The organism is Herpetosiphon sp. (assembly GCF_003512625.1).
In the GTDB taxonomy this organism is placed as follows: Bacteria; Chloroflexota; Chloroflexia; order Chloroflexales; family Herpetosiphonaceae; genus Herpetosiphon; species Herpetosiphon aurantiacus.
Genome location: NZ_DOPT01000017.1, coordinates 77,089 through 93,294 on the forward strand (window position 1 = coordinate 77,089; position 16,206 = coordinate 93,294).

18 protein-coding genes and 1 riboswitch are annotated in these 16,206 nt (G+C 49.4%); of the genes, 8 read left to right on the plus strand and 10 right to left on the minus strand.

Translation table 11 applies throughout. The features are described from left to right. Positions 1-14: 14 nt before the first annotated feature. Positions 15-1,802 carry an ABC transporter ATP-binding protein gene (locus DEF47_RS03625; protein WP_012190287.1) on the minus strand — a complete coding sequence of 596 codons (1,788 nt, stop codon included), beginning with the start codon at positions 1,800-1,802 and terminating at the stop codon, positions 15-17. Between the two features lie 156 nt (positions 1,803-1,958). Next, the gene (locus DEF47_RS03630; RefSeq protein ID WP_012190286.1) at positions 1,959-2,735 is read right to left on the minus strand and encodes a DNA alkylation repair protein; all 777 of its coding nucleotides are present in this window, start codon (positions 2,733-2,735) and stop codon (positions 1,959-1,961) included. Between the two features lie 313 nt (positions 2,736-3,048). Continuing rightward, positions 3,049-3,134, plus strand: a riboswitch (ZMP/ZTP riboswitch). Between the two features lie 39 nt (positions 3,135-3,173). Between DEF47_RS03630 and purH the strand changes: the two genes are divergently transcribed. The 7 genes from purH to DEF47_RS03665 all read left to right on the plus strand — a co-directional run bounded on the left by purH (position 3,174) and on the right by DEF47_RS03665 (position 9,017). Further along, positions 3,174-4,694 carry a bifunctional phosphoribosylaminoimidazolecarboxamide formyltransferase/IMP cyclohydrolase gene (gene purH, locus DEF47_RS03635; protein WP_012190285.1) on the plus strand — a complete coding sequence of 507 codons (1,521 nt, stop codon included), beginning with the start codon at positions 3,174-3,176 and terminating at the stop codon, positions 4,692-4,694. A gap of 72 nt (positions 4,695-4,766) precedes the next feature. Further along, positions 4,767-5,405 (plus strand): bifunctional phosphoribosyl-AMP cyclohydrolase/phosphoribosyl-ATP diphosphatase HisIE, encoded by a 639-nt coding sequence (gene hisIE / locus DEF47_RS03640; protein ID WP_012190284.1) that lies wholly within the window; start codon positions 4,767-4,769, stop codon positions 5,403-5,405. A gap of 2 nt (positions 5,406-5,407) precedes the next feature. Continuing rightward, the gene (locus DEF47_RS03645) at positions 5,408-6,172 is read left to right on the plus strand and encodes a WecB/TagA/CpsF family glycosyltransferase (RefSeq protein WP_012190283.1); all 765 of its coding nucleotides are present in this window, start codon (positions 5,408-5,410) and stop codon (positions 6,170-6,172) included. A 4-nt stretch (positions 6,173-6,176) separates the two neighbouring features. After that, entirely contained in the window at positions 6,177-6,767 is a 591-nt protein-coding gene (locus DEF47_RS03650; protein WP_012190282.1) for a B-box zinc finger protein, read from the plus strand. 1 nt (position 6,768) lies between these two features. Next, entirely contained in the window at positions 6,769-7,149 is a 381-nt protein-coding gene (locus tag DEF47_RS03655; RefSeq protein WP_012190281.1) for an ACT domain-containing protein, read from the plus strand. Between the two features lie 24 nt (positions 7,150-7,173). Next, positions 7,174-8,082 carry a GAF domain-containing protein gene (locus DEF47_RS03660; protein WP_012190280.1) on the plus strand — a complete coding sequence of 303 codons (909 nt, stop codon included), beginning with the start codon at positions 7,174-7,176 and terminating at the stop codon, positions 8,080-8,082. A gap of 11 nt (positions 8,083-8,093) precedes the next feature. Next, positions 8,094-9,017, plus strand: coding sequence for a GAF domain-containing protein (locus DEF47_RS03665; protein WP_012190279.1), 924 nt, complete (start codon positions 8,094-8,096; stop codon positions 9,015-9,017). Here DEF47_RS03665 and DEF47_RS03670 read toward each other — a convergent pair. From DEF47_RS03670 to DEF47_RS03705, 8 genes are all read right to left on the minus strand, one after another. Beyond that, positions 9,014-9,724, minus strand: coding sequence for a hypothetical protein (locus DEF47_RS03670; protein WP_012190278.1), 711 nt, complete (start codon positions 9,722-9,724; stop codon positions 9,014-9,016). The genes DEF47_RS03665 and DEF47_RS03670 overlap by 4 nt on opposite strands. 15 nt (positions 9,725-9,739) lie before the next feature. Continuing rightward, entirely contained in the window at positions 9,740-10,363 is a 624-nt protein-coding gene (locus DEF47_RS03675) for a hypothetical protein (protein ID WP_012190277.1), read from the minus strand. A 68-nt stretch (positions 10,364-10,431) separates the two neighbouring features. Then, positions 10,432-11,106, minus strand: a complete 675-nt coding sequence (locus DEF47_RS03680) for a hypothetical protein (protein ID WP_012190276.1) — start codon at positions 11,104-11,106, stop codon at positions 10,432-10,434. Positions 11,107-11,329: 223 nt separating this feature from the next. Continuing rightward, entirely contained in the window at positions 11,330-11,629 is a 300-nt protein-coding gene (locus DEF47_RS03685; protein WP_012190275.1) for a hypothetical protein, read from the minus strand. 169 nt (positions 11,630-11,798) lie between these two features. Continuing rightward, the gene (locus tag DEF47_RS03690; protein ID WP_012190274.1) at positions 11,799-12,713 is read right to left on the minus strand and encodes a hypothetical protein; all 915 of its coding nucleotides are present in this window, start codon (positions 12,711-12,713) and stop codon (positions 11,799-11,801) included. Between the two features lie 107 nt (positions 12,714-12,820). After that, complete coding sequence (locus tag DEF47_RS03695) at positions 12,821-13,525, minus strand: hypothetical protein (protein WP_012190273.1); 705 nt, start codon at positions 13,523-13,525, stop codon at positions 12,821-12,823. A gap of 74 nt (positions 13,526-13,599) precedes the next feature. Continuing rightward, the gene (locus DEF47_RS03700; protein ID WP_012190272.1) at positions 13,600-15,042 is read right to left on the minus strand and encodes a VanW family protein; all 1,443 of its coding nucleotides are present in this window, start codon (positions 15,040-15,042) and stop codon (positions 13,600-13,602) included. A gap of 64 nt (positions 15,043-15,106) precedes the next feature. After that, a complete protein-coding gene (locus DEF47_RS03705; RefSeq protein WP_012190271.1) occupies positions 15,107-15,580 on the minus strand; it encodes an Lrp/AsnC family transcriptional regulator in 474 nt (157 codons plus the stop codon). A gap of 179 nt (positions 15,581-15,759) precedes the next feature. Here DEF47_RS03705 and sugE point away from each other — a divergent pair, with 179 nt between their 5' ends. Next, entirely contained in the window at positions 15,760-16,086 is a 327-nt protein-coding gene (gene sugE / locus DEF47_RS03710) for a quaternary ammonium compound efflux SMR transporter SugE (RefSeq protein ID WP_012190270.1), read from the plus strand. Positions 16,087-16,206: the final 120 nt, after the last annotated feature.

A 16,206-nucleotide genomic window follows, 5' to 3' on the forward strand; every position in this document is an offset into this window, starting at 1 on the left:
TGGCGCATTGTATTTTAGTCCAGAACGGCAGCTTCAATCGGTGGCAGCGAGCTTTCATAACGGGCAAAGATTCGGCGGTAGTGGCTTGAGCTGCGCAGCAATTGTTCATGGCTACCTGCCGCCACGATTCGCCCACCATCAAGCACCAAAATCACATCGGCCCAGCGAATTTGCGAAAGCCGGTGAGTAATCAGCAAGGTGGTGCGGCCACGCTGAGCCTCACGAATTGCCCGTTGAATTTGATCTTCGGTCGCGCTATCAATCGCACTCGTCGAATCATCCAAAATGAGGATGCGTGGGTTGCTCAAAAAGGCCCGTGCCAAGGCGATGCGCTGGCGTTGCCCACCAGAGAGCGTCACGCCACGTTCGCCAATCTCGGTATCGTAGCCATTGACGAATGAGCTGATAAAATCGTGGGCTTGAGCTGCTTTAGCTGCTTCGATAATTTGTTCACGGCTGGCACTGGGCGCACCAAAAGCAATATTCTCGCCAATTGTGCGCGAGAATAAAAAGACATCTTGCTCAATTTTCGAGATTTGTGAGCGTAATGTATCCAAATTCCACTCACGCACGTCAATTCCATCAATTAATACCCGACCAGATTGCACATCGTAAGTGCGGTTGACCAACTGGGTTAGGGCACTTTTGCCTGAGCCAGTTTGCCCAACAATTGCCACGGTTTGGCCAGGCTTGACACTGAACGAAACATCATGCAAAATCGGCTGAGCTTCATAGCCAAATTGCACATTCTCAAAGCGCAATTCGCCTTTAATCGCTGCTTGATGGCCTTGGGTATTTTCGTCTAGCTCAGTTTCCTCTTTAATTACACCCAAAATCCGGCCCGCGCTAGCGATCCCTGTTTGCACCAAGGTAAAGGCGAACAGCGAGATAAAGGTTGGGAAGCGCAACAAGCCGATTAAGCTCATCACGGCAATAATATCGGCAATGCTGATCCGATTTTGATCGAATAAGATCATCGTGTGTAAAAAGGTCAGGCCAAAGGTGATGCCAAACAGCAAAAGTGGAATATAACAGGCTTCGATTCGACCTTGCTGCACAAACAAATCGCGAAAGCCCCGCGCATGGCGGCGATATTTGAGGCGTTCAAAGCCTTCGCGGGCACTAGCCTTGACCACTTCAATTCCTGAGATGGTTTCTTCGAGGCCAGCATTGAGCTTGCCAAATTGTTCGCGCTGCTCAGCCACCACTGGATTCAAGCGCCGCACATAGCGTCGTACCGCGATAATGTAACAGGCTACAAAGCCCAATGGTACTAACAATAACTCAAGTTTTATAAAGCCAATATAGGTTAGCGGAACCACAATCCCCAAAATACTTTCGAAAATCATGGTGCTACCAGGCACAATCATGCTGGCAAGTTGGCTGGTATCATCGGTGGCTCGCGCCATCAAATCGCCGACCCGTTGGCGGTCGTGGTAGGCTTGGCTTTTGCCGAGCAAACTGATATACAGCTCTTCGCGGGCATCGGCCTCGAAACGGGCGGCAATTGTTTCGCCCGCCAAACTGCCAAACCACAAGCAAAAACCATCGCCAACCAACAAGGCCAAAATAATCAGCGAAAGTCGTAACAATTCAGCGGCATCGAAGGGCACTTCTAGCATGGCCGCCACAGCGCCGATCACGACCCGTGCCTGCGAGTAGGTCACCCATGACCCGAGAAAACACAGCAATACTACACAAGCTAAAAACCAATAGCGCCAAACATGCGCTATAATCCAGCGAATTGAGCTACTTCGCGGGTAGTTATATTCATGTGCAACCGAAAATTCACGTTTGGCCATTAGGTACTCCCACATTTAGCACACGATGGCGCTTGGCAGTCAATCTCGCCACCATTGATCCCATGTCATACAAACATCCGAGCTACCGCATAGCTTAACCGAAATAGCCCAATGTGAGATCGGTCTATCTACCGATTCGTTTGCTGTTTGGCAATTTTAGCCCTTGGCTTTGCGCAAACTCCGAGTGGCATGGTTCACGATCCAGCGGGTTTCAGCGCTTGGCGATTCAGCCAGCCATTGCGTGGTTAATTGCTCAACCCAACTTGGCTGGGCTTTGCTGGCATCGTTGAGCCAATTGGCAACTGAAAGCTGGACATAGCGGCTGGCATCGGAGCGCACTGGGGTTAAAAGCTCGAGCGCCAAGCTAGGGTTTTGTTTTAATTGATTGATATGGCTGCACCAAACGCCGCGCGGGCGCAACGACTCAATTGCAAAGCGCCGAATATTCTCCGAACTATGACCAACCCAAGTTTGCAATTCACTCAGGCTCGTGGCTAAATCGGCAGCAAGCTGTGGTCGCAATGCCAGCCAAGCCCATTCGCGCACGCCAAAATGAGCATCATCAGCCAAGGGTTGTACCAACTTTAATCGCTCGACAATGCTCAAATCAGCCTGATCGGCCAGCATAAAGGCGGCCCAACCGCGCACCGTATCGGCTTGATGGGTTGCTACGCGATTGAACGCCCCAAAGCCTAGCTGTTGATTGAGAATTTGGCCCATTGTTTGCATGCGCTTGACGACTCCCGTCGTTGGATCATATCTTGCCAAAGCAGTGGCAGGCAATTCAGCAAAACAATGTTGCACTAATTGCTGAAAATCGATCGCCAAGCCTTCCATTAAATTAGCAGTAGCAAGTTGACCAGTATTGAGTTGCTGTAAAATGTCGGGCGGAATATTGGCTAGTTTGGTTGCGCCCTTGCGTGATTCAGCCATTGAGAATCCTTTGAATAATCGCTCAAATGTTCGTTTGTATGATACTAAAGCAATCATCAATCGGCAATAAGCATATTTATGTGGTTTGGTTAGGCTCAAATCACCATTGAGTATAGCGTTTCTAGCATAATTGTCATTGAGAAGAAGTTGTACGTATTGATAAGAGCAATTCCCCCTCGCCGTGCCTGCGGGCGAGGGGCTAGGGTGTCAGGGCATACTTGGCTGTTGTTCATGCAATGAACCATTACATCTATTGTTCTATGCTCTATGTTCTTCGGTCTTTGCACTCCAAGCGGGGCGCAGCTATAATGGCGCATGAATCGGTGACTGGCGATACACAAACGTGGGCAACCACGGGGGAGCCGATTTGCGCAGATGCCGCTCGCCTGGGCAAAGGGCTGTTTAGCCCTATGTACACCGCGAATGGAGCTTTGGTTCATGCGAGCTATTGTCAGTGTTTCAGACAAATCGGGGTTGGCGGATTTTGCTCAGGGCTTGAGCGATTTGGGCATTGAATTATTTTCAACTGGCGGTACCAAAGCCGCGTTGGTTGGGGCTGGTGTGCCAGTCCGCAGTGTCAGCGATTTGACGGGCTTTCCTGAAATTTTGGAAGGTCGGGTCAAAACCTTGCATCCTGGTGTGCATGCTGGCATTTTGGCCCGCCGTGATAAGCCAGCCCATCTGGCCCAATTGGCTGAGCACCACATCGGCCAGATCGATTTGGTAGTTGTCAATTTGTATCCGTTTGCTCAAACCATCGCCAAACCTGATGTTACTTTAGAAGAAGCAGTTGAACAGATTGATATTGGTGGCCCAACGATGGTGCGAGCTTCGGCCAAAAATCATGCCCATGTCTTGATTGTGATCGATCCTGCTGATTATCCACGGGTTTTGGAAGCCTTGCGGACTGAGCAAATTACGCCTGAATTGCGCCGCCAACTTGCTGCCAAAGCCTTTGCCCATACCGCAGCCTACGATAGCGCGATTGCCGCCTACTTAACCGACGAAACGTTCCCGCAGCAATTGCCCTTGGCCTGGGAATTAGCCCAATCGCTGCGTTATGGCGAGAATCCGCATCAAGCAGCGGCGTTTTATCGCGCTCCCAATGCTGCCGCCAACACCTTGGCAAAAGCAGTGCAACATCAAGGCAAAGAGCTTTCCTACAACAACTTGCTTGATGCTGATGCTACCTTGCAAGTAATTCAAAATTTTGATCAGCCAACCGTGGCGATTATCAAGCACACTAATCCTTGTGGCCTGGCTTCGGCTGAGGATTTGGTGGCGGCCCACAAAGCGGCGCGGGCGGGTGATCCGCTTTCGGCGTTTGGTGGCATCGTCGGGGTCAATCGCCCCGTCGATCGGGCTTTAGCCAATGTGCTGAAAAAATATTTTTACGAAGTGATTATTGCCCCATCCTTTAGCCCTGAAGCCTTGACAATTTTGGCCGAAAAGCCCAATTTACGCTTGTTGAGCGTCGATACCAGCCGCTCAAGCAGCAACGATTGGGAATATCGCAGTATTGGCGGCGGCATTTTGGCCCAACATGTTGATCGCGTTGGTAATGATCGCTGGGATGCTTGGCAGGTTGTTACTGAAACTGTGCCCAGCGATGAGCAACTGGCAGCCTTGCAATTTGCTTGGAAAGCTTGTGCCAGCGTGAAATCGAATGCGATTGTCTTGGTGCAAGGCGAGGAATTGGTGGGGATGGGCGCTGGTCAGCCTTCACGGGTTGATTCGGTATTGACGGCGATTCGCAAGGCGGGCGAACGGGCCAAGGGTAGCGTGCTAGCTTCCGATGCCTTCTTCCCCAAAGCCGATGGAATTCAGGCCGCGATTGAAGCTGGCGTGAGCGCAATTGTTCAGCCTGGTGGCTCGCAAGGTGATGATGAAGTGATTGCTGCTGCTAACGCCGCAGGCATCGCGATGATCTTCACTGCTACTCGCCACTTCAAACACTAAATCTATCTACTGGCCAGCGTTGGTCGATGGTCGGCCACGCTGGTCGCTTTTTAGTCGAAAGAATGTGATGTTATGGTCGAATTAACCTACGATAGCCAAGGCCTGATTCCCGCTGTAGTGCAACATGCCCGCAGTGGTGAGGTATTGATGGTTGGATATATGAACGCCGAAGCGCTGGCCAAAACCCAAACCAGCGGCTTAGTGACCTTTTGGAGCCGTTCGCGCCAACAGTTATGGACAAAAGGCGAAACCAGCGGCAATGTGCTGAAATTTATCGCTGCTCGCACCGATTGCGACAATGATGCGTTGTTGATTTTGGCTGAGCCAACTGGCCCAACCTGCCATACTGGTTCACGCTCGTGTTTTCATACGACGCTTGATGGCACCAAACGCGAAGGTAGCGCTGTGCCATTGGCCTTTGTTAGCCAATTGTTTGAATTTTTGCGCGAACGCGAACAAACCCGCCCGATTGGCTCCTACACCACCTACTTGCTGGAAAAAGGGGTCGATAAAATTGGCAAGAAAATTGGCGAAGAATCAGCTGAAGTAATTATTGCCGCCAAAAATGGCAACGCCGACGAATTGCGCAACGAAGCCAGCGATTTAATTTATCACTTGTTTGTATTGTTGCTCAATCAGGGCGTTTCGCCCGAGGATGTTTGGTTTACCTTGCGCGAACGCCATGGCCGCCAACGTGAGGAAAAACAATAACTATGACTTTTCAACGTCCAGCCAATCTGGCTTCGCTCGAAATTCTGCGGGTGCGCGTCGATGATGTGACCATGGATGAAACGATTGAGCTGATTGCGGCCATGCTCGCCGCTGGTGGAGCACATCAAATTGCCACGGTTAACCCTGAATTTGTGATGGCGGCTCAAGATAATGTGGCATTTCGCGCAACCTTGGCCGCCACAAGTCTTGCGGTTCCCGATGGCACAGGCTTGTTGCATGCGGCTCGTTGGCAAGGCAAACAGCTGCGCTCCAAAGTCACAGGCATTGATTTAACTGAACGTTTGGCAGCTGAAAGTGCCCAGCGCGGCTGGAAAATCTTTTTGCTGGGGGCGGCTGATGGGGTGGCAGCCAAAGCAGCGGCAGTGCTACAACAGCGCTATCCCAATTGCCAGATTGTTGGCACTTGGGCTGGCTCGCCGCGCGAACCTGATCAGCCAGTGATTGCCAACGAAATTCGGCGCAGCCAGCCCGATATTGTCTTGGTAGCCTATGGTGCTCCCGCTCAAGACCTCTGGATTCGGCGCTATGGCGCTGGGTTGGGGATTAAACTGGGAATTGGGGTTGGCGGCACGTTTGATGATCTGGCTGGATTGCGCCCACGAGCGCCGCAATGGATGCGCAAATTTGGGCTAGAATGGTTATGGCGCTTAATTCGCCATCCAGAGCGGTGGCGCAGAATTTTCACAGCGGTGGTGCTTTTTGGTTGGGCGGCTTGGCGCGAAGCTCAACGCATCAAACGAGGCTAAATCTATGCAAACAACCGTAGAAGAAGAGTTTTTTTGTGTTAATCACCCCAAAGAAGCGACGCTTTTGCGCTGCTCAAAATGTTTGAATCCAATTTGTGGGCGTTGTGCCATGCGCACGCCGGTTGGCTGGCGCTGCCCCGATTGCACTGGTGCAGTGGCCGGACGCACTGGCTATTATGTCCCAACCCTGCTCAGTCAAGTCACCAGCCAGCAATATCTCAAAGCGATTGCGGGAATGTTGGGTGTGGCAATTATTGGCGGGATTGCTTGGGGCCAGTTTCGTTTGCTCGGCGATTGGGGTGATTGGAGTTTTTGGTTTGTGTTTGCAATTAGCCTATTGAGCGGCGAAGTCGTTGGCCGAATCTCCAACGAGCGTCGCAATGCCCAATTAATGTGGATTGCCGGGACAGGCGTGGTGATTGCAGCGCTAGTCGCGGCGCTCTGGACACTGGGCATCAGCAACGATCTTGAGCCAAGCCAATGGTTGCTGTACCTAGGCGAAGTACCTTCGCGACGTTATTTGGGCTTTACCCTGCCAAATGCTTTTTTTGTGGTGTTGGGAGCGCTATTTGCAGCCCAGCGGGTTCGTGAGTAACATGCATCAATTGAAATTAACCATCTATCCCGAAATGTTGGCGGTTGCTCGTTTGAATGTTGATCAGCCATGGCCGGAATGGGCCTTGCAAAGCCCATTTGTGAGTATCAGCCGTACCACTGATGAATTATCGATCGTGTGTGAAACTAAATGTGTGCCCGCAAACGTCCAAGCTGAGCGCAATTGGCGTGGGCTGCGGGTCGTAGGCACATTAGATTTTAGCCAAGTTGGGATTTTGGCCAGTTTAGCAGCGCCGCTAGCTCAAGCCCAGATCAGTATTTTTGTGCTATCAACCTATGATACCGATTATCTTTTGCTTCGTGAGCCTGAATTTAACGAAGCTGTGGCAGTTCTGACGGCGGCTGGGCATCAGATTGGCTGAACCGTGAGGCTGAAGGATTGAGCTATGCCGACGACTGAGGCGTTGGTGCGGGCACGAGCCGAGTTGGAGTGTATTCAAGAGTTTGGCCGTATTATCCATAGTACCCGCGATCGGTTTGTGGTCTACGAGTCGTTTTATCAATTACTTGAGCAGGTTGTGCCGATCGATCACGGTACCATCAGCTTTTTTGATGCGCAGCAGAATTTGCGCCATGTGTATGTGATTGCCCATCGGCGTGGTAATTTTGCCGATGAGCCAGTCACAATTAAACCGCATACGCCCAGCGCTTGGATTTTGCGTCAGCGCAAACCACTGTTGTTTGAAAATATCTACACTGATAGCCATAGCGAGATTAACCTTGAGCATGCGCTCGGAGCCGATTTGCACCACGCCAGTTGTAGTTGGCTGGGCTTGCCAATTATGTTGGGCAGCCAATTGTTGGGCTTGGTGACGATTCAGCATCATGAAACGGCGGCGTATGGCGACCGCGAACTGCAATTGTTGCAAACTCTCAGTTTAATGCTGGCCACGACGATCAACCAGATTCAACGAGTTGAAGAATTGGAAGTGCTGCGCTTGGCCTTGAGCGCTCCCACAATTCCGGTTGATCAACATTTATGGATTGTGCCAGTGATTGGGCGGGTTGATCAACAGCGCCTCGCAATTTTGCAAACGATTCTTTTGGGCCATGTTGAGCGCCAACGGATTCGCTATGTGGTGCTCGATTTAACTGGCATGCGCTCATTTGACCCACAAGCAACTGGCTTATTCAATAAATTAATCGGCGCATTACGCTTATTGGGTGCAACTTGCATTGTTAGCGGCGTGCAGGCCGAAAATAGCGCGGTGCTTAGCCCAATTTTGAGCCAGCATAATGTGCTGATTGTGCGTGATGTGCAGCAAAGTTTGCGCTATCTCAAGCGCCAAATTTGAGCGAGGTGAGTATGACAGCCTATGAAAGTAGCCGCCATCATCAGCCAGTTGAGCAAACGATTCTGGCGATTCATGAATTGATTCGGGCGATTTTGCTGCCGCGTGATTTGGCTGATGTTTGTCGAACAATTTTTGAGCAATTGCATCACGTGTTGCGTTTTGATGCTGGCTTTATCGAGCAATATCAGCCCAAAACCGACACCATGCAAACGATCTACTCGATTGATGAGGGCATTGAAAACGTTGTGCCCTATGCTTGGGATTATCGGCGCTCAAAGGTCGTAACTTGGATTATTGCCAACCAGCAATTGGTGCGCTTTGATGATTTGCATGAAGATTTGCCCAAACGCTTTACCGTGGAAAACACTCGCAGCTTTGGTCAAGAAGAGAAACGTTCACGCGCCTGGATGAGCGTGCCCTTGCTGATTGGCACTGATTTTGTGGGCGTGTTGAATATTCAGAGCTATCAGCCTGCCTTGTATGGCGAGTTTGAAGAAGCCTTGTTGAGCACGGTCGCCAGTTCGGTGGCTTTGGCGCTCGATAATGCCCAAGTTTTGGCTGAGCTAGAGCTAGAAGTCAGCGAACTCGATATTCCGCGCATCCCACTTTCCGATGATGTATTGATTGTGCCCTTGATTGGGGTGCTTGATCGGCTGCGCTGGGAAAACCTGACCCATACGATTCTTGAAACCTTGCGCGAGCGTGGCTGTGAACATGTGCTGCTCGATGGCAGTGGCTTATTAACCTTCGATCCCGATGCGATCCAAGCGATTAGTACGATTGTTAAAGCGATTGAATTGATCGGGGCCAAAAGCATGCTGATTGGCCTACGCCCAAGCTTGATTGAAGGCCTGATTCGGGCGGGCATTCATCTTACCAACATTCGCACCGCCCGCGATTTGCCGATGGGCTTGGCGATGTTGGGCATTCGCTAAATGCCTAAGCGGTTGTAGAGATAGCTCATCCCTACGCCAAGAATCAGCGTGCCAAGGCCAGTCCACGTTGCGCCGGAGATCAGCGGCCAGTGCCAAGCATTAATTACAACCCGCCGAATTTGCCACCATTGAAAAAAGCCAATGCCAGTTGATGTACCAGCAAAGATGCCAACGATGCTCAAAATATAGGCATTTGGCGTGAAGTCGAGATTAAATAGCGCTGCGATCATTCCCATCAACATTATTGCCACAAACATTGCAGCGATGCCACTGAGGGCACTGCCGAAAACCCATAATTTGGTGGGCATTTGGTGGTACAAGGCTGCTCGTTGAATCATGCTGGCAACGCCGATGGTCAGAAAGAGCGGAAAACTGAGTAGCACGAAAACCCCAATTGCCCCAGCAAGATTAAAGTTGGGATTATCGACCAATTCCTGCAAACCGCTGCGCAGCACATTGGCGACGACCGACATGACGCAACAGCCCAAGGGCATAATGACACAACTTAGGCCAAATGCTAAAGCGTTGTAGCCAACCCAGCGCCGCCAACGATTGGGAGCATTGGTATTGTTATCAGTCGTTGCTGGCACGCTATAGCTTGGTTGGGAGTTGTAACTTGGGTAAGTTTGCTGCTGATCATACGGCTGATAGCCATAATTGGCAGACGGCGGCTGAGGTTGATCTGCTTGGTTTGGTTCTTCACTCATCGGCTACTCCTTGGGCTAGCGTCGTACCAAATAGCTAAGGCCAAAACCAAAAATTAATGTTCCAAGGCCTGTCCACGTGATGATGCTAATCAATGCCCACTGCCATGCCTGATCGATTGTTTTGCGTAGTTCAAGCCATTGTGCCCAGCTAATACTACTTGAGGTGATTCCAAAGGTCAGAATGATAACTTGATTGTAGTTTTTAATCGATTGAGCAGTGATTGGGCTTAGGTGATAGATCCATACAGTCAATGTAATTGCCCCAACCGTTGCGCTATTGGTGACCCATGTCGAACGATTAATTCCTTCGCTGACCGTAGTCCATTGTAGAAAACTTGCAAGATACATCGTTACAAATGCTGGAATTCCAACGACGAATAGCAGGCCAAAACCATCTGAAATTTGAGCTTGGGTTGCTGAGGCTGACTCTGTGAATCCTGCAAAGATCAATAAACATCCAACCAATAGAATTGGAAAAACGATGCAACTAATAACAAAAGCTACACCATTCATAATCACCCAATCGACCCAACGGCTTGGCTGGTTATGGTTGGCCATGATCGTTGCTTGAATGCGATAGCCTTGCGCGGAATTGGAGGTTGCTGGTTGGTTAATCAGTGGATCGGGTGAATCGGGCATAGATTTTTCCTCTTCTCAATCGTTTAAGGTTGCCTCAGCTTGGTTTGCAGTTGAGGCAACCTTTACTTTTACACACTAATACTGCCAATTACCCCCATAACAAAACTAATAATACTTCCCACAACCAAGCTTCCTAGGATTGTCCAAGTGAAGCCTCTTACCCACACCCATTCGATTGGGTTATTGGCAACTTTTTTGACTTCGAATGCTTGGATTAAGGCTGTGCCAAAAGCGGTTGGCCCGAAGTTTACAAGCATTGTAGTGATATATCGTTGCCATGATGTATCGCGGAGAAAAAAAGTATCTCCGACGAGGTTACTTAAGACTGTGCTAACTGGAAAGAGCATTCCAACTGCTAACGCAGTTTTGATCACCCATGGCCAACGTGGAACTTGATAGTTGAGCGCTGATCGTTGGGTCAGTGCCGATACTGCGCCCGTTATCGCCGCGATCAATCCCAAGATTAATAATCCAAGAATTTGAATGCGAAGGGTGTTGAGATTAAGTAATAAGGACATTAAGAGATCGCTCAGCTTGCCTATGGTTGTAATAGCGATAAATACTAAAACAGCAAACGTAACGATTGCCACGATAAAACTGAGAATATTGATCATCATCCAGTTAATCCAACGATTAGGCTGATTAATTGAAGGATCAAATGCTGTTGGAACTACATAGCCTGGAATGGCGTAGGCGGTTGGTGACTGCTGATCGTGATAGGGTGGCTTGGTTGGATCGGCCATAAACCTTGCTCCTGAATATAGCAATGAGCGCCCGAAGAACGCTCATTACTCACTATCATCATAGAAATTGTAACACTAACCCATAAGGGAGGGTATGCCAAACAGTCTATGATTGATGCTAATTGTATTTAGGGCTACCAAGAAGGTGTTATTGGATAACTAGGGTTAATGGCCTGTTAGTGGTATACCAATGAACTTGTCAATTAACCCTAGTTTGAAGAAGTTAGTTTAAATGTTGCTGTTGGGAATACATTACTTCGCGGAAATGCAACTGGGTTGCTGTCGCAGCATCGGATTTTTGCTCAAAGCTTTGCGCTCTAGTGGGTTTTACCGCATTATCAAGCTCGGCTTGATGCGTTTTAACCCAGCGATGAATCAGCCAAAATATTGTTAAGATGACGATATTTAAGGCTAATTTACGACCTTGGGGCGAGAATAAAAACTGACTAATACTTAAGAGTGCTGCAATGCCTAACCCACTACGAAGATATAAGGTCCAATAAAGTTTGGATAATGGTCTCATGATCTGGCCTCAAGACTAACAAATGGCGTGAATTTTTATACGTACGCCGTTTGATTGGTTTAAGTACCAGTAAACCTTAACTACCAATCAAGATGCTATCAAGATCAAATCGTGTGAGATCAACATTGTATCAAAATGAGTTAGTTAGAGCGAGCCAACGATAACAGGCTTAGATCTGACCCTCAATCGCCATCGCAAAGAAGCCAAACAAGCCACCTAAAACTAACCCACCGAGAATTGTCCAGGTTAGGCCAGTCGTAATCACCCATTGCATCGGACGATTGGCGACTTCCTTAACCTCAAGATATTGCACGAAGGCCGTGCCAAACGAGGTTATGCCAAAAATAAGCGTGGCTAAAACGATAAACATCCAAGCATTTGATTCGGCAGGCTCTAGCATATTAATTACTGTGCCGCTGAGAAAGGTGCTTAATGGTAATAAAATGCCTACAGCCAAGGCCGTTTTGCCAATCCATGGCCAGAGCGAAACTTTATTATGTAAGGCTCCGCGCTGAATTAAGGCCACGATTGCTGCGGTAAGTGCTGCACAGACCCCATAGCCGAATAATACGAGAATATCGGCATTGGCAATATTCTCAATATTTTCAAAGTTTGAATTTGAATCGACATAGGATGCGGCGACAACCATGGCTAGACCAAAAAATAAACTCAAGAAGCTCATTGAAGCCACAAAAAAGCCTAGTACGTTCATGCCAACCCAGCGCAGCCCACGATCAGGCGCATTAATATCGCTAATGATTGGCGGTGGCCCCATATAGGCTGGATTGCCATAGGCCACTGGCTGTTGCTGATAGCCATAGGCTTGGGGCGGTTGTTGATAATAGGCTGGTTGTTGGCCATAGGGCGGTTGAGGCTGACCATAGCCTTGTTGTTGCCCGTATTGTGTTGGCTGTTGATAGCCATAGGCTTGGGGCGATTGCCCATAGCTTGGATTAGGCGGCAACGCTTGAGTCGAGGAATCCAGCACTTGAGTTACTTGCGGCTGAAGTACGTTGGTTGCGACTGGTTGCTCGGGATTTGCTGGTGGGGTCAATGGTGTGGTTGGTTGAATTGGTTCTGGCATAAACCTAGCTCCTGATAAGACCACTGGGCATTATAAGAACGCTCAGTGCTGAGTTGGCAAATAGATGCTAAAGATTGTAGCACTAACGCCAAGCTGTGACTTGCTGCTTACAATGAGAAAATAAAACTACCCCATGCCAAGCCACTTAGGCTCGTCCAAGTTAAGACCGAAATAATGATCCAGGTAAAGGGCTGTTGGCTAACTTTTTTTACTTCGGAAAGCTGGCCCAACCCAGTTGCCAAGGCGATGGCTGCCGTACTTGCGGTGAGAAACAAGGTATTGATCAATTGGTAATTATCAGCAGAGGTATTAGGATTGATCAGAAAAAAGAAGATTGCCAAGCTAACAGCGGTTGTTAGGGCGGTCATTAAGCCAGTTTTGAATATCCATGGCCCATAAGAAACCCGGTTGTGCAGCCCGATCCGTTGAATCCAGCCTGCGACTAAGCCGCTAATGCCAGTTATCGTAGCAAATAATCCAATTGTAAAGCCCACTTCGCCTGCTTGGGTATTGATCGAATCGACGATGCCGCCAGCTTGGCTTCCATCAATAAACAACCAGATTGCCAAGATAAAAAAGAGCACAGCAAAAACCACACTACTCAAAATCATGGCTAAAACATTAAAACCAAGCCAGCGCAGCCAGCTATTGGTAGCATTTACACTTTGAGGTGGAACGCTATAGGTTGGGTTGCCATAGGCTTGAGGCGTTGCTTGATAGGGTTGTTGCCCATACCATTGGCCTGGCGGTTGATTTGCTGGTGGTTGGTTGCTCGGCTGAATCGGGGTGGTTGGCGGAAGTTGATTTGACATAATTTACCTTTTGATATGCTAACGAGCGCCCAAAGGACGCTCGTTGTTGAATTTACTGTTTGATCGGGTGTGGTCTATGGATAGCGCGGTGGGGCGATCGTTACGCCTGCTGGTGGCTTAACTCCAGGCCCATACAGATAGAAATCTTCCCATGGATAGTAGCGAGTGAAGAAGCGTTCGCGATTCGATGTACCATTGGCCTTATTGATGACGCGATACATCGTCACATCCATGCCTGCGCGGCCATGGACGAGTTGTTCAACTGCGCCACGTCGCATAGTTTTGTCGTATTGCCAAACCGGTTTGCCAGGTTTTTGCTCGTTGGAATAGGTTGGGCCTTCCATGGTAGCGCGACGGCCATCGCCATAGCCCCACAGCGAGAAGGTCACCCGCCCAGCGCTGGTGTCGGTATCTGTCCACATGAAAATATCGGTGCCTAAGTCGTTTTTCCAACGGAAATCAACATCGGGCACAAACACGGTGGCATCAAAGCCTAAAATATTTTCATAATAGTAGACGATGTAGCTATGGCCATAGCGTTCGATAATTGGCATGCCACTATTGAAAACCGCCCGATACATCGTGGTTGAAACTTGACATAAACCACCGCCAACAACTTTTTCAAGCTTACCATCGACGATTGCATAGCCATCGGTAAAGCCAGCCTCTTCGGAAACATCGCCAACATTTTGGTTGAACGAATAGACCTGACCAGCTTTTACCGTGACTCCTTTGAAGCGATCAGCGGCGCGTTTGATGTTGTTGATGCGTTCGGCGTTGGAGCCGCGATAGTAGGTGGTGGCACTCCCCAGCTTTTGCACTTCGAGGGCTGGCTTGAGCAAATTTTGATCAATGCCCATGCGATTGATATATTGCTTGCCTAACAAACCTAATTGAATTTCCCACTTGGTGCCAGCATGCTCGGGATGCCATTCCATGCGAGCGCGTTCGAAATATTGGACAGTATAGGTTTGGCCATCTTCAGCGTTAACTTCCGAAAATTCTTCGCTGATCGGATAGCCAAAAGTATACAAACCGCCATACTTCGTCCAATAATCGCGGAAGCCATTGCCTAATGAGTGGCCCGACTCAGGATAGAAGGTTGCGCCTTCGTAGCTCGGGCCGGTGCGCCAGACAAATGGATCTTCGTTTTGGCGACCTTCGGCGGCAACTGCCCCCAAACGTGTCGCTAAAATATAGAAATCTGTGCCCTTATTTTCAGGGTGAATCTCCAAGCGAGCACGCTCGAAATATTGCACCTGAAACCCATTCTCCCAAATCACTTCAGTTAATGGCAACCCAAACACCTCAAGATCGCCTTGGCGTTCATAGAAGCGTTTGACATCGAACGAGATGTTATGGCCAGTTGCCGCAAAATAGCGATATGGCTCCCATGCAGTCGTTTGTTGTGCCTGCACGGCAGCACTAACCGAGGCAGTTGGTACACTTGGCGCAAGCCCCAAGAGCGCCAATCCCAATACCAGAGACGGCAAGAGCCGCCAGCGTTGACCTGGCATATTCCTTTCTCCCGATTGCTAGTGATTCAGTATTAGGCCATTGTACGCGCCAGTTAAGCCTGCGTCAATGGTGAGAATTGCTGATCGAAGGTTGATTGCCCCAATCGTAATTGTATTTGCTGAGCTTCAATACTTGCCATGGCTCGACCCGCTGGACTCCTGGCAAGGGCGCGATATGGTCGGCCAACAGCTCTAATAATTCATCGGTGGAGCGTAGCCATGCTTCCAACACAACATCGTAGCTGCCCAAGGTGAGGCCAACAAAATGCACATGGGGCAAATTACATAAGGCTTGTTCAATTTGGCGCTGGTAGGCTCGATCGATTTGCATGCCGATGATGGCGACCACCTGATAGCCCAGGGCATAGGGCGAGGCGACTGCGACAATTTTGATTAACCCTTCGTCAACCAATCGTTCGATCCGGCGGCGCACGGTTGGCTCGCTGCTGCCAACTTTACTGGCAATCGCCCGATTGGGCAGGCGGGCATCGGTTTGCAGAACTTCTAAAATGGCCTGATCAAGCTCGTCCATTGTCATAACGTATTCCTCCAATGTGGACTGACGAAACACACTCTTCGGGGTTTGGCACAATGACGTTTTTCGTCAGCATTTTGTTCCCAAATTTGTTAGGATCATTGCATATCGCTGAACTGATGATTAATTCAGGCTATGCGACGCTGCAAGCGCTGATTAATTTCAATTTTGGGAGTTGTACAATGGCTTGGTTCTATTTAATTGTGGCAGGTGTTTTAGAAGTTGGTTGGGCGGTTGGGTTAAAATATAGCGAAGGGTTAACCAAGCTTGGCCCAAGCCTTGCCACGGGTGTGATGCTGGCGGCGAGTATGGCGCTATTGGGGATGGCCTTGCGTGATTTGCCCCTAGGTACAGCCTATGCAATCTGGACAGGGATTGGCACGGCTGGCACGGCAATTTTGGGTATTTGGCTATTTGGCGAATCGGCTCAACCGTTGCGGCTGGCCTGCTTGGTGATGATCGTTGCGGGTATTATCGGGCTAAAATTATTAGCTGGCAAGCCTGCCTAGTTAGGCAATTATGATTTATGTATTCTTACTGATCTGAGTAGATTATCGATTCGCCACCCTTCCGTCCCTCCCCTAGAGGGAAACGCAGGGGGTTCATCCCCCTGCCCCCCATAGGCATCA

Coding starts and splice junctions, on each gene's coding strand:
- DEF47_RS03625 (WP_012190287.1), bottom strand. CDS start 1,802: ATGGCCAAACGTGAATTTTCGGTTGCACATGAATATAACTACCCGCGA.
- DEF47_RS03630 (WP_012190286.1), bottom strand. CDS start 2,735: ATGGCTGAATCACGCAAGGGCGCAACCAAACTAGCCAATATTCCGCCC.
- purH (WP_012190285.1), top strand. CDS start 3,174: ATGCGAGCTATTGTCAGTGTTTCAGACAAATCGGGGTTGGCGGATTTT.
- hisIE (WP_012190284.1), top strand. CDS start 4,767: ATGGTCGAATTAACCTACGATAGCCAAGGCCTGATTCCCGCTGTAGTG.
- DEF47_RS03645 (WP_012190283.1), top strand. CDS start 5,408: ATGACTTTTCAACGTCCAGCCAATCTGGCTTCGCTCGAAATTCTGCGG.
- DEF47_RS03650 (WP_012190282.1), top strand. CDS start 6,177: ATGCAAACAACCGTAGAAGAAGAGTTTTTTTGTGTTAATCACCCCAAA.
- DEF47_RS03655 (WP_012190281.1), top strand. CDS start 6,769: ATGCATCAATTGAAATTAACCATCTATCCCGAAATGTTGGCGGTTGCT.
- DEF47_RS03660 (WP_012190280.1), top strand. CDS start 7,174: ATGCCGACGACTGAGGCGTTGGTGCGGGCACGAGCCGAGTTGGAGTGT.
- DEF47_RS03665 (WP_012190279.1), top strand. CDS start 8,094: ATGACAGCCTATGAAAGTAGCCGCCATCATCAGCCAGTTGAGCAAACG.
- DEF47_RS03670 (WP_012190278.1), bottom strand. CDS start 9,724: ATGAGTGAAGAACCAAACCAAGCAGATCAACCTCAGCCGCCGTCTGCC.
- DEF47_RS03675 (WP_012190277.1), bottom strand. CDS start 10,363: ATGCCCGATTCACCCGATCCACTGATTAACCAACCAGCAACCTCCAAT.
- DEF47_RS03680 (WP_012190276.1), bottom strand. CDS start 11,106: ATGGCCGATCCAACCAAGCCACCCTATCACGATCAGCAGTCACCAACC.
- DEF47_RS03685 (WP_012190275.1), bottom strand. CDS start 11,629: ATGAGACCATTATCCAAACTTTATTGGACCTTATATCTTCGTAGTGGG.
- DEF47_RS03690 (WP_012190274.1), bottom strand. CDS start 12,713: ATGCCAGAACCAATTCAACCAACCACACCATTGACCCCACCAGCAAAT.
- DEF47_RS03695 (WP_012190273.1), bottom strand. CDS start 13,525: ATGTCAAATCAACTTCCGCCAACCACCCCGATTCAGCCGAGCAACCAA.
- DEF47_RS03700 (WP_012190272.1), bottom strand. CDS start 15,042: ATGCCAGGTCAACGCTGGCGGCTCTTGCCGTCTCTGGTATTGGGATTG.
- DEF47_RS03705 (WP_012190271.1), bottom strand. CDS start 15,580: ATGACAATGGACGAGCTTGATCAGGCCATTTTAGAAGTTCTGCAAACC.
- sugE (WP_012190270.1), top strand. CDS start 15,760: ATGGCTTGGTTCTATTTAATTGTGGCAGGTGTTTTAGAAGTTGGTTGG.